This window comes from Methanolobus mangrovi (assembly GCF_031312535.1).
Lineage (GTDB): Archaea > Halobacteriota > Methanosarcinia > Methanosarcinales > Methanosarcinaceae > Methanolobus > Methanolobus mangrovi.
This window is the reverse complement of sequence record NZ_CP133594.1, coordinates 214,054-226,314: the sequence shown is the minus strand read 5'-3', so window position 1 is coordinate 226,314 and position 12,261 is coordinate 214,054. Positions and strand designations below refer to the sequence as shown.

Annotated in this window: 17 protein-coding genes; 4 read left to right on the top strand and 13 right to left on the bottom strand. The window is 43.4% G+C overall.

Going from position 1 to position 12,261, the window contains the following annotated elements:
• Positions 1-3: 3 nt before the first annotated feature.
• Positions 4-465: an Hsp20/alpha crystallin family protein gene (locus tag RE476_RS01210; protein WP_309308418.1), complete on the bottom strand. Its 462-nt coding sequence runs from the start codon at positions 463-465 to the stop codon at positions 4-6.
• 244 nt (positions 466-709) lie between these two features.
• Here RE476_RS01210 and RE476_RS01205 point away from each other — a divergent pair, with 244 nt between their 5' ends.
• Positions 710-1,120 carry a winged helix-turn-helix transcriptional regulator gene (locus tag RE476_RS01205; protein WP_309308416.1) on the top strand — a complete coding sequence of 137 codons (411 nt, stop codon included), beginning with the start codon at positions 710-712 and terminating at the stop codon, positions 1,118-1,120.
• Positions 1,121-1,151: 31 nt separating this feature from the next.
• On the opposite strand, the gene RE476_RS01200 is transcribed toward RE476_RS01205, so the two are convergent.
• Positions 1,152-1,982 carry a molybdopterin synthase gene (locus RE476_RS01200; protein WP_309308414.1) on the bottom strand — a complete coding sequence of 277 codons (831 nt, stop codon included), beginning with the start codon at positions 1,980-1,982 and terminating at the stop codon, positions 1,152-1,154.
• 146 nt (positions 1,983-2,128) lie between these two features.
• Here RE476_RS01200 and radC point away from each other — a divergent pair, with 146 nt between their 5' ends.
• From radC to RE476_RS01185, 3 genes are read left to right on the top strand one after another with little or no spacing between them, the layout of a single operon-like run.
• A complete protein-coding gene (gene radC, locus RE476_RS01195) occupies positions 2,129-2,818 on the top strand; it encodes a RadC family protein (RefSeq protein WP_309308412.1) in 690 nt (229 codons plus the stop codon).
• A 54-nt stretch (positions 2,819-2,872) separates the two neighbouring features.
• On the top strand, positions 2,873-3,784 hold the full coding sequence (mmp11, locus tag RE476_RS01190; protein WP_309308410.1) for a methanogenesis marker protein 11: 912 nt from the start codon (positions 2,873-2,875) through the stop codon (positions 3,782-3,784).
• Between the two features lie 7 nt (positions 3,785-3,791).
• Complete coding sequence (locus tag RE476_RS01185; protein WP_309308408.1) at positions 3,792-5,336, top strand: thiamine pyrophosphate-dependent enzyme; 1,545 nt, start codon at positions 3,792-3,794, stop codon at positions 5,334-5,336.
• A gap of 124 nt (positions 5,337-5,460) precedes the next feature.
• On the opposite strand, the gene RE476_RS01180 is transcribed toward RE476_RS01185, so the two are convergent.
• From RE476_RS01180 to rrp42, 11 genes are all read right to left on the bottom strand, one after another.
• Positions 5,461-6,444 (bottom strand): methanogenesis marker 12 protein, encoded by a 984-nt coding sequence (locus tag RE476_RS01180; RefSeq protein ID WP_309308406.1) that lies wholly within the window; start codon positions 6,442-6,444, stop codon positions 5,461-5,463.
• Positions 6,445-6,456: 12 nt separating this feature from the next.
• Positions 6,457-6,804 carry a DUF2103 domain-containing protein gene (locus tag RE476_RS01175; RefSeq protein ID WP_309308404.1) on the bottom strand — a complete coding sequence of 116 codons (348 nt, stop codon included), beginning with the start codon at positions 6,802-6,804 and terminating at the stop codon, positions 6,457-6,459.
• A gap of 123 nt (positions 6,805-6,927) precedes the next feature.
• Positions 6,928-7,365 (bottom strand): ACT domain-containing protein, encoded by a 438-nt coding sequence (locus RE476_RS01170; RefSeq protein ID WP_309308402.1) that lies wholly within the window; start codon positions 7,363-7,365, stop codon positions 6,928-6,930.
• 46 nt (positions 7,366-7,411) lie between these two features.
• Complete coding sequence (locus RE476_RS01165) at positions 7,412-8,716, bottom strand: phenylacetate--CoA ligase family protein (RefSeq protein ID WP_309308400.1); 1,305 nt, start codon at positions 8,714-8,716, stop codon at positions 7,412-7,414.
• Positions 8,717-8,735: 19 nt separating this feature from the next.
• Positions 8,736-9,734, bottom strand: coding sequence for a DHH family phosphoesterase (locus RE476_RS01160; protein ID WP_309308398.1), 999 nt, complete (start codon positions 9,732-9,734; stop codon positions 8,736-8,738).
• Between the two features lie 61 nt (positions 9,735-9,795).
• Positions 9,796-10,149, bottom strand: a complete 354-nt coding sequence (locus tag RE476_RS01155; protein WP_309308396.1) for a prefoldin subunit beta — start codon at positions 10,147-10,149, stop codon at positions 9,796-9,798.
• A gap of 136 nt (positions 10,150-10,285) precedes the next feature.
• Positions 10,286-10,516, bottom strand: coding sequence for a KEOPS complex subunit Pcc1 (locus RE476_RS01150; protein ID WP_309308395.1), 231 nt, complete (start codon positions 10,514-10,516; stop codon positions 10,286-10,288).
• Positions 10,513-10,986, bottom strand: coding sequence for a Brix domain-containing protein (locus RE476_RS01145; protein ID WP_309308393.1), 474 nt, complete (start codon positions 10,984-10,986; stop codon positions 10,513-10,515). Before RE476_RS01145 ends, RE476_RS01150 begins: the two co-directional genes overlap by 4 nt.
• 6 nt (positions 10,987-10,992) lie before the next feature.
• Positions 10,993-11,130 carry a DNA-directed RNA polymerase subunit P gene (locus RE476_RS01140; RefSeq protein WP_309308391.1) on the bottom strand — a complete coding sequence of 46 codons (138 nt, stop codon included), beginning with the start codon at positions 11,128-11,130 and terminating at the stop codon, positions 10,993-10,995.
• Positions 11,131-11,136: 6 nt separating this feature from the next.
• The gene (locus RE476_RS01135; RefSeq protein WP_309308389.1) at positions 11,137-11,424 is read right to left on the bottom strand and encodes a 50S ribosomal protein L37ae; all 288 of its coding nucleotides are present in this window, start codon (positions 11,422-11,424) and stop codon (positions 11,137-11,139) included.
• A 50-nt stretch (positions 11,425-11,474) separates the two neighbouring features.
• A complete protein-coding gene (gene rrp42 / locus RE476_RS01130; RefSeq protein ID WP_309308387.1) occupies positions 11,475-12,257 on the bottom strand; it encodes an exosome complex protein Rrp42 in 783 nt (260 codons plus the stop codon).
• Between the last annotated feature and the right edge of the window lie 4 nt (positions 12,258-12,261).

Below are 12,261 nucleotides of genomic sequence, written 5' to 3'. Positions count from 1 at the left end.
AACTTACTCGATGAGTATCTTTTTCCTTTCTTCGATCTGCAACTTCGGAAGGGTTACCGTAAGCACACCATCCTCAAGTTTTGCCTTTGCACCTTCGGTAGTTACAGCTTCCGGAAGAGTAATGGCCCTTGAGAATGAACTGTAGGTCCTTTCCCTGCGCAAATAGCTTTTATCTTTTTCTTCATTGTTAGTGCTGCAATTTGCGGATATTGTCAACATATTGTCGCTGACATCAAGATCGATACCATCTTTCTTAATTCCCGGTAGATCGGTTGTAACAGTGATCTCTGAACCTTCATCCTTAACATCCACAAGTGGTGCAAGTATTCCGGTTTCTGCCCATCTGTCTCCGAAATTCCTTTCTTTGAACATGTTGTTCAACATGTCTTGCATCTGTACTATCTCTTCCATTGGACTCCATAATCCACTCCTTGCTGGTGTCACTTTTGTTAAACCAAATTTCATACTATCTCACCTTTTGTTTTATGGATATTAAGATATCTTTGTTCTTCCGGCTATTCAGCTTTGTTTTTCTGTTAATTTCTATTGTCTTTATTCTGGCAGAATCGTTCCAGTCAGCTGAGCAATTATATCGTAAAACTCCTATTTAAATGTTTTGTAAAAGATGCATGTTTTGTCAGTTTTATCGAAATCATATCGATAAAATGAGAATAAGGTTTATATAGGGATAGTTAAATAGAGTAATCTTATGCCACAACAGATAATCCTGATAAATCTGGAAAAACCCCGGGAAAAAAAACTTGAAGAAGATATCCGCTGGTTTTGTAACAGTTTCGGATTATCCTCAGGAAGAGATACTGAGAACATTGCCACACAGGTAGTTCATGACCTGCTGCAACAACTTTCCGAAAGAGAAGGAAAGATATCTTCAGATACTATTGCAGAAAACCTGGATGTGAACCTGTCAAGGGTCAACCACCACATCAGAAATCTTATTAGTTCTGGTCTGATATACAGGCAAAAAAGAGCACTCTACATTCGTGGAGGTAGCCTCAAGGCTGCAGTCCAGGAAATGAGAAAAGACTCAGAACGTATATTCCAGGAACTGGAAGAGATAGCAGAAGAAATTGATGAGCAGATGGGACTGAAGAACAGGTAAAAACCCATCATTTTATTCTTGGATCCCTTCTTTACATTTTATCATGGACCCAGAAATCACCCTCAATAGTGAATTCCTTCTTCCATATAGGAACTTCCTCTTTGATGCGCTCAAGCGCCTCCACAAGTGTTTCGAAAAGTTCTTTCCTGTGGGCAGCAGCAACAACAATATAGACAATGTCCTCGCCTGATCTGATAAGACCTGCCCTGTGATGAATAAGTACGTCTATTATGTCGTCCTTTTCCTTGAGTTCATAACATATTTTTTCAATTGCCCTGTCAGCAACACCTTCGTATTTTTCGAAATTAATGGCAGTGGTTTCCAGAGTATCATTCACACGCCTGACGATCCCCGTGAATGTTGCAATCCCACCAGATAGACGGATGTCCGGATTCGAACGGACCTTCTTAATGAGGGAATCAAGAGTCACCCATTCCGGCTGGCTAACAATGAGTTCTACCAATGCACCAATATCCCATTCCGACCTTACGGGTAGCTGAACAAGAATATTAGACACATCGTCGGAGCCTTCGACCTCTCCAAGAAATATCTTGGGAAGATCACTGCTTTTTGCACCCTCGACAATGGCAAAGTCAGCCCCTCCGTCAGCAAGTGCATTCAGGGCATCCTGAAGTGTCGGATTTCGCTTTATTGTCACAAGCTCGATATCTGTGATGGCGGCAACTACATCTGCCCCTGCATCAAAGTGTTTACCAGTATCGGTATTCTCCGGATTGAAACGATGATGCAACATCTGTTTTACAGTACCGACAGAACCCCTTTTGGAAAGAGCCTCAACAAGACATGTGACCAATGTGGTTTTGCCGGAATTCTTGTAGCCTGCAACGCAAATGACTTTCATAGAAAGAGTTTATGAGAATTCATCGTATAAGTATACAACGCGAATAGCACGCAGTATAACTCATATTGATTATTTTTAAGATTTGTTAAAAATTATAATAGATAAATTACGAATAGTTTATATCCTACTGTTTTGTAGCCATTGCAATGAGTGAATACAAAATAAGTATCCATGACATGCCTGTAGATGAGAGACCACGCGAAAGATTGCTCAAATACGGACCTGAAGCACTTTCCAATGCAGAACTACTGGCCATTATCCTGAGGACAGGGTCACAGAAAGAGAATGTGATCAATATGTGCAGTCGAATATTCTCGGACTACAATATCAAACAGCTCAGCCAGGCAAACATTTCAAAACTCACCCAGATGCATGGAATCGGAAATGCCAAGGCTGCACAAATAGCCGCAGTTTTTGAACTTGCCCGCAAGCTTGAAGGATTCAGTGATGAGCCTAAAAGAAAGATAAAGTCACCTGCCGACGTATATTCACTTCTCTACCCCAAGATGCGGGAACACAAACGCGAGAGACTTGTAGCATTGCTCCTTGATACCAAGAACCATGTGATAAGGGAGGAGCTCATCTCCATAGGCAGCCTGAATGCTAATATCGTACATCCCAGAGAGGTGTTCAAGGCGGCACTCATGGAATCTTGCGCCTCAGTCATACTTTCACATAACCACCCGTCGGGCGACCCCACGCCAAGCAGGGAGGACATAGCAGTAACAGAAAAACTTGTGGAAGGTGGCAAGTTGCTGGGTATCGATGTGCTGGACCATGTTGTCATTGGAGATGGCAGGTATGTTAGTCTGAAAGATGAAGGATTTGTGAGATAATATCCCCAATACCTAACAAAACATTTAAGGTATTAACCGGCAATTAGCACACAAATGAAAGAGATAGAACTTAATGACCCCTATACAACTCCATACAGGGGCATATATGCAATATGCGACAGGAACAACGAATATGCAGAGATCGTTGAGCATACGAACTGCTATGGCGGTGCCGCATGGTCAAAGTTCCATTATTCACATTCGCCACTCATTCTGAATACACGTTCCATAGGGAACATGATCAGATACTTTGTGAAAACCGGCACATCTGCCCTCGAGCTTAAGCCATCCACTGCTGCGGCAGGAATCGAATCTGTTGTTGTGGAAGGAGATGAGGTCCATATTACATATGCAGGACTTGGGGGAGGCGGAGTAGGTGCTACAAAATGCAGGGCATTCGCAGAGGGTGTACTGTGTTGCAACTATACCGAATCCGGCGGTGGCCGTGCTGCAAAGGGAACAATCGTGGTCCCTAAAAGAGAGAGAGTGCTCATCGGCATCGATGACACGGACACAAAGGAAGAAGGCGCCACCTGGACACTTACCCATAATATGGCAAAGGAACTGGACTGTATCGAGTCTGTTTATCTTTCCCACTCACTTGTACAACTTTTCCCGGTATCAGCAAGGACACAGAACTGCGTATCCACAGTACTGGAATTCGCATGTGTGGACGAGAACGCGAAACAGGAACTGCTTGAGAGTATAAAGGCAGCACTCCTGAAGTACAGTGTTTCCGATGAGACAGGGATGGTCGTCCTCTCTGATTTTGATGCGAAGAAAATGAACGAGTACAGCAAACAATGCCGCAGTGGCGAGCTCACGAAAGAATACGCAATGCAATGTGCAAAAGACAACAATGTTGACATCTGGCTGGATGGCAATGGTGTCATAGGAGCACTTGCAGCACTTGCATGGTTTGCACGGCCTGACGAATCGGTCACGCTGGATTCACAACTCGAATAACAAAGATATGACAGATAATAAGGATATAACCGGTCTTGAAGCAATTTATCTTTCAGCTATTGACAGCAATGTGAGGTTCATTACTGCTGTTGCCGGATATCCCATAACTGCTGTTGCAGACTACTTTTTTAAGGAAAAAGATTCCAACAATTACGATATCCACTGGTTCACCAACGAAAAGGCAGCCATGGAAGCTGCACTGGGTGCTTCAGTAACCGGAATAAGGTCCATGGTACTGGTCAAGCATGTAGGCATGAACCTGCTTTCAGACCCGCTCATGACTGCAATGATGCATACTATCGGTGCAGGACTTGTCATACTTGCAGGAGATGATCCCGGAGCAAAGGCTTCACAGAATGAGCAGGATTCCAGATTCTACGGACCACTTTCAGAAACAGCTGTTTTTGACCCGGCAACACCAAAAGACGCTTATGACTCATTAAAGCGGGCTTTTGAACTCTCGGAAGAGGTTAAAGTTCCAGTCATCATGAGAATCACTGACAGGCTGGAAAAGAGAGAGCAAAACGTAACCAGAACAGCAGGCAAGAAAGAAGAGGCAAACATACTAGGAAAGAAGCTTGACAGGGACATCTGGAAACTCACCATGCATGGGAAACACCAGCGCTTCCATATAGAATCCGAACCCCTTCTCAGCCATGAAACTGAGAATTCCCGTTTCAACCTTATGAAGGTAAACGGAGATAAAGTAGGAATAATATCCTCAGGATACCCATCATCAATAGTTAACGACATATTATCCACACAACTGGTCTACTCTGGCTATTCGCATCTGGCACTTGGCCTTGTGTCACCATTTCCCAAAAATGTGGTGAAGGAATTCATCAGCAAACATGAGCGCATACTTGTCGTGGAGGAAAGTGAAGCATTCATTGAATCATACATCAGTACATGTGACAGCATTCTTGGAAAAAGAAGCGGACATCTTCCTGTTGGCATGATTGAAAAAGAGCATGTGGAATTTGCCCTTGAGAACATTGATAAGGATGATGTTTCAAAATATACACACATCCAGACCATTGTCAGCAGGGGATCAAGACCCATATGTGGCGATTGTCCATTCATGCCACTTTACAATGTACTGCATGACATAGAGCCGGTTGCAGGAGATATGGGATGTTCCATACGCACGGCACCGGACCCCCTCAATGCAGTCAACACAGGATTTGCACTTGGTGGTGCAATCTCCACTGCATGTGGTTTCCCCGGAAAGGGAATAGCCGTCATTGGCGATTTTGGCCTTGCACACTCCGGCATTGTAGGACTCATAAATGCAGTGAGCTGTGGTTTTGACATTCTTGTAATCATACTCCAGAATGAAATTGCTGCAATGACAGGCGGACAAGAGACACCTGACCTTCATGATGTTGTGAGAACTCTTGTACCTGACACGACAGTTTTTGATATTGACAGAAGCATCAGTTCAGAAGGTTCGGATAAAACTCAGGATATACTCAGAAACCTTATACAACAAAAGCTGAAAACAAAAGGAGTTTCTGTCATCTATATTGAAGGTAAATGCACACTGTATTGAGTATCATCAACTACATATCATCTGATTTTTAATAAACCATACTGCAAATTGTTTGAAGTTTCAAATATATAGGTTACAATTTATAGTACATGTGTTATAATGTTAAGTTTGAAATATCAAACAATCATTTCTGAAAATTAACATTCAGACCCAGAATATCCTGGGAACCAGAATTAATAGCCTTTGCAATTTCAGCACAACCAACAGCAGCACTCCACCTGTCAAGCACGTGAACCTTTACACCAAGATGACCTTCTATTTTGTCAACGACATAGGGAATCTCACCAACAGAGCCCTCTATGATGATCTCACCAGTTGAATCATAGTCTTTCAGCAAAAGTTGCATGCCTGCAATTTCCATGGCAGCGAAGAGAGCTATGCTATCCAGTGCAAGAAGGGCCTGTGAATCCTTGCCCTCAGCTGCCTTGATCAGGTCATGCCTGTCTGAGAAAGGAGTGTTCTTGAGAACACCCGAATGCACAAATGCTTCATTTGCGCTCATCTTTCCGGCATCTACATCCCTCAGGGCCTGCACGTCCAGTGGACCATGCTGCAATCCCGGTGCAAAGATACAGGCATCTATGGCTCCAACAAGTTTTCCACCGGCAACACCTACTGTAACAGTATTGGAACTTATATCAGAAAGAACGAAATCAGTATATCCAAGAGAAAATGCATGGTATGCAATACCTACTTTCTCCGGACTGGTGGAATGAGAGAAGATATTCAGCCGCGGGTCCGTATTACTCCCATCATGGATACCAGGTATAACGACCGCTGGAATCCCCGATGACACAATTGAATCAAAAACACGGCTACCACCACCTGTTTTTTTACCAGCGCCCTCGATACTTTTGACACCGCGGTTATTAACGCTTCGAATGTTCTCAATATCCGTGATGCCGTCACCCATGGAGTATGTCACCGCCATAAGGGAGATATCAACACTCTTGATACCGAAAGCATCTTCCATTGATGATACTAGCTGGGATTCGGTCATATCAGCTGCTTCAGTTCTTGGAATCTCCAGCTTCAGCACCTTTCCGGATTCCGGGAAAAGCGCAGCAAAACGCATTGCAGTCGTACCGTGATCAATTCCAATGAACATAATATACCACCTTTAATCATCAAGCAACAACAAATTGAGCTCTTTCATGATACGCTCACCTTCTGTGAAACTACCAACCGTAGTTACCAGGCGCAGTTCCTGAAAGGATGTGCCATGTGAAAGAAGCAGCCTCAGATTACCCCTGTCATCGGGCCTCTGTACCTTGGCAGTCAGCATGCCTCCTGAATTACCTTTACCTTTAACAGTTATCACTGAAGGTATTATCTTTTTAATATCAGGATGCCGGCTCAATAAGGATACTATCTTTTTACCATTTCGGCCGCCGATTATGGTAGTATGGGAACCGCCAAGTTTAGACTTCGGTTTATTTATCCCATTTGCATTGATAGTATCAGTCATTTCAAGGGGAATGACAACAGATACTATAAAATTGTGGTGGTTGACGCTTATAAGCAACAACAAAATCAAAGAAAAATACCAAAGCCCTAATTGCATTAAAAAAATAAGTAACAATTCAGGAAATCATATCTCCTGAATATCAGCCATATCTATAAGCTTGACACCTGCACTATGAAGAACCTTAATAGCACCCTCAATGTCATTGACCCTGAGAATAAGAAGAGCTTTCTCAGTCTTTGTTACGAAAGCGTATGCATAGTCAATATTGATGTTCTGTTCCCCAAGGACATCTGCTATCTTTCCGAGTCCTCCGGGCACATCTTCCATCTCCACACCCATTACACTGGTCTCGGAAACCGTGAAACCCGCATCATGAAGAACCTCATGTGCTGCATCCGGTTTGTCAACGACCATCCTGATAATTCCAAAGTCTCCTGCTTCGGCTATAGTGAATGCTCTGATATTAATACCAGCCTTCCTGAAGTTCTCAGCAATGTGTGCAAGACGACCAGGCTTATTCTCAGCAAAAAGGGAAATTTGTTTGATGATCTTCTCTTCCATGTTAGCACCTGCAATTTTATTAAAAGTTATGTTGTCCTACGAAATATTATAACTTTCTGTTGTCCATCACTTTCTTGGCTTTGCCCATTGATCTTGGAATTGTACCTTTTTCAACAAGTTCTACCTTCACAGCAAGGTTAAGCACATTTTTCAGTGCTGCTGCAACCTTTTTCTCCAAAGAGATGATATCATTGACCTTGTCACTGAATGCTTCATCGGTCATCTCTATCTGGATCTTCATGATATCAAGTTCATTGACCCTGTCAACAACTATCATGAAATGCTCGCCAACTTCCGGGATAGTCATCAGGACTGATTCGACCTGTCCGGGGAACACATTGATACCACGGACAATGAGCATATCATCAGCACGTCCCAGAACCCTCATTATGCGCGGATGGGTTCGTCCACATTTACAAGGCTGTTTGTTGATAACTGTGATATCACCAATACGGTATCGTATAAGTGGAAGTGCTTCCTTGGCCAGCGTAGTGATTACAAGTTCTCCACGCTCACCTTCTGTAAGCTGCTCTCCGGTTTCCGGATCAATAACCTCTATCAGGAACTGGTCTGCCCAGATGTGTATACCATCCTGATATTGGCATTCTGTGCAAAGGGGTCCACTGAGTTCTGAAGTACCATATACATCATATGCTTTGATACCTGTGGCTTCCTCGATCCTGGACCTCATTTCCTCAGACCATGGCTCTGCACCAAATATACCTACACGAAGCTGAGTATCGTTCTCGATACTAATGCCTGCCTTATTTGCAACCTCGTTCATGAAGAGGAAGTAAGATGGAGTACAGGCCATTACGCTGGATTTAAGATCCTGCATCAGATCAAGCTGCTTTTCAGTATTTCCGGAACTTGTCGGAAGAACTGTACAGCCTACTTCTTCAGCACCATAGTGTAAACCAAGACCGCCTGTAAAAAGACCGTATCCATAACTTATCTGGATAACATCACCACGTCCGACCCCAATAGATGTCAGCGCCCTTGCAAGGGATGTAGCCCATTCATTGATATCGTTACGTGTGTAGCCAACCACTGTGGGCTTTCCAGTTGTTCCGGAAGAAACATGGAAACGAACAAGCTGTTCATTCGGAACACAGAACATACCTGTAGGATAGGTATCCCTTAGGTCTGATTTATATGTAAAAGGCAATTTTTTCAGGTCATCCATTGACTGGATATCCCCTGGCTTGACACCTGCAGCATCAAATTTCTTTTTATAGAACTCTGAATGCTGGTATACATAATCAACCAGACTTTTTAGTTTCCTTTCCTGCATCTTATCCAGTTCATCAACTGGCATCCTTTCAACCAATGGGTTCCAGTACTCTATCATCTAATCGCCCTTTATTAGATCATTCTGATTCTTGAGATTCTTCGTTCAATGAATCACATATCGAAGGATTGGGTTTTCCTCTAAGGATATCACGTATCCTGTATTTGCATTCGAAAATGATGGTATCCATGTCAGCAACTACATCTATGCCAGCAGCTCCTGCATGTCCTCCTCCAGTACCATCATAGTTCTTACTAATATCTTCCATTATCTTCCCCAGATTCACACCTGCAGCAACAGCTTCACGCTTCGCCCTTCCACTAACCCGTATATTGGCATCACGTGACGTACCGATGAGAGCCACGTCTGCACCAACGTTAAGGAACATAGAAGAAGCAGCTCCTCCGAAAGAATTCACATGAGAGTCTACTAACAGCCAGTCATCGACTCTTTCAATGGTTGCCCTTGTTGCACATTTCAACATAGCGATACGCATCGATATATCCTGAGGAGTTGCAGCCATCATTTCCAGTACATCAGCGTACTCTACTCCACTAGCTGCTATTATCTCAGAAACCGTCCTGAACGTTTCCTGTGTAGCATGCTTAAAGTGTCCTGTATCGGTAATTATGCCGGTCAGAAGACCCATAGCGGTGCGACGCATGATGGGAGCTCCCATGGATTGCAGGATACCAAAGACCATTTCTGCAGTTGATGTTGCATGACGGTGAAGATAGAACTCGGCATTCTCAATTAAAGCTGTAGTAGCATGATGATCGATCACACAATACCTGCCAAGTTTGATATCATTGAGCTGTGAACTGGTTGAAGTGTCAACTACCAGAGTAATATCATACTCAGATGGATCGGGTTTTTCGACCACTTCAATATTGAGTTTATCTATAAGAAGTGAAGCAACTCTGTTGCATCCGTCCACAAGACCTATAGTCCCACCCAGGGCCTCAGAAAGGGCAAATGCACTGCTTACTGCATCTGGATCAGCATTTCGATGGCAAAGATAAAGAATATTGTTGTAATCCAGAAGTTTATTAAAAAACTCCGTTTCTTCAACTTGCATGGAAACCTCTGAACATTACCGGCTTTTTATAGCGGCAATGTCATCAGCATAGGGAAGAGGCTTATTGAGCCTGGTTCCCCATGGATTGTTCAATCTGTTCCTGAAGTTGTGTGAAACGCTTTGAGATCCTTTCTTCCTGTCTTGAAATGGATTGTATCCTGAGTGAAAGTGTCTCTACTTTTTCATTCAATTTAGAAACGGCTTCTTCCTTGCTTGATTTGACATGTAATTCGCCGACACTGCGATAAACAACAACGTCTTCAGGAAGTTTTTCCAGCTCTTCCAGTGCCATCTCAGACTCTTTCTGCATGGACTCTATCTGGGATTTTTGCATAGCAAGGGACTGCGCCTGCTGCTGAACCTGCTGCAACTGAGCCAGTTGGTTCTGTATCTGCGGGGGTATTTGTGTACTCATTTGGTTTCACCTGACATGTCAATAAACCTAAAGTGATTTTAATGTTTCTATGTACACATAGAGATACAAAACAATGATGAGAAGAGAAAGCTTAGATACAAAATTGGAGCCAGAAAAATTGATAGTATTTTACAGATCACATCAGACAGGATGCAGTCTCAGATGCAACCTGAATAAGACGTAACCATGTATTGAGTGTTGAACGCATAGCAACAAGATCATCCGACCTTACGGTAAGATGCAGAGATGTACCCTCAACCACCATCTCAACAGAAGACCTGTCAGTTATCATAGTTTCAAGTTCAGGTTTCAGGGAACGATAGATGGAAGGAGCAGCAGGTGTTTCAAATATAGAATTGGTGATCAAGAGCAATCTTCATCACCATCATATATTTTATGACTTTTCACCCTCAGACTGAAAAGCACTTTGTCCTGTTCATTGAAATCCATCCTATCACCTGAGATCCCAAGTGACAGAACAACTGAGGAGTCATTCGAGCCATCTGGATAAAGAACATCAGATATGACAGATACAAGTTCACTATCCCCCCCTATTGAAGGAATAACACCGGACTTTCGGGGATACGAAAACTCTGTGGGCAACATCGAGATATGGAGCGACAGCACACAGTAACCCCCCCGATCATAAAAAACAATACTACCAGGGTTGCCGTGATATTCACCCACTATGATGAGAGGAGTATCATGAGAAAGGTCTAGAACCTCACCCATGCCCATCTTACCACGGTTGGCATATTCACAACCGAAAAAAGATGCCAGATGCTTACACAGAGTACGCGTGCTGGCAGAAGGTTTGCGAGAAGAAGTGATTAACATCGCTTCTTACTCTGCTTTGATGCGTTTGATGGATGTTGGACGCTCTTTCACAAGGATACGGTGTCCACAGTATGGGCAGCGTATACCTGTATACTCGTAATCTATCTCAACATTTCTTTTGCATCTTGTACATTTATAGGCCATATTCACCTACTCGAGTGCTTCTGTTGCTTTCTTAACAGAACGTGCAACTGTCTTACCCACATTGGTCTGAGGCAGGAAAGTTCCACCTGCAAAGGTATGATCACACTTTGTACATTTCCATATACCAGTGCCTATTCTCTTGACAGTAGGACGTGCACATCTTGAGCACTTGTGAGGCATGCGCATCTTTTCTTCAAGGTCCGCTACCAGTTTACGGTCCTTCCTACCATATCGTGTACCAAACCTACCAGCGGATCTGGATACACGTCCTTTTCTTGTATACTTTTTTGCCATGAATCTTATCTCCTTGAAATGGTGAATTTAATTATATTGAATCTGTCCGTTTAAATATTCAACAGATGAGTTTCCCTTAGTTCTGATGCTTTCTGGCATGCCAGGGACACAGCCTTTAAAAGCTGTTCTTCAGTGAGTGCACCGTCACCGCTCTTTTGCATTCCTGATATAGAGCCATCCTGATTAGAGATGATCGTTATACGAGTGTCACAGACAGTTTCTTCATCAAGATCAGGATCAACCATCATCTCACCGCCGATATCTACCAGCGTGATTGCCACAGGCATATCCCGAATAGGCATAGGCATGTCCTCCCCACGTCCCTCACGTTTGCCAGGAACGGTGGTAGACAGCAGGGCTGCAATTGCACCCAAAGAGGCAGCATCCTGAATATTCCCTGCATTGTTGAGTACATGGATATCGATGAATACCATCCAAACCTCTTCTCCCTCCGTAATACACAACTTACTTAAATCAATTGCGCCTGATTCACGGATACCCCTGTCAGTCACACGAGCCATCTCTATTGCATTCTCCTTAGGAGGACCAGCCTCAAAATCAGGGGAAGCAATTGGGTTGAGCTCCATGCTTGTAATAATTACACCTTCACCAGCTGAGTCAGGGAACGGAGTTCCTACCTGAACTTTAACACCTACCACTATTTCGGTCTCTCCCAGCTTGATCCATGCAGAACCTTCTGCTTTCTCAATTACATTGGTCCTGATATCTATATTTCTTATTGCATCAAAGGTACGACCATCCTCACGTTTTCCTTTGAGCATAAGGTTGTAAATATAATCTTTCTTAAGTATAGACATTGATTGATTACTCATGGTT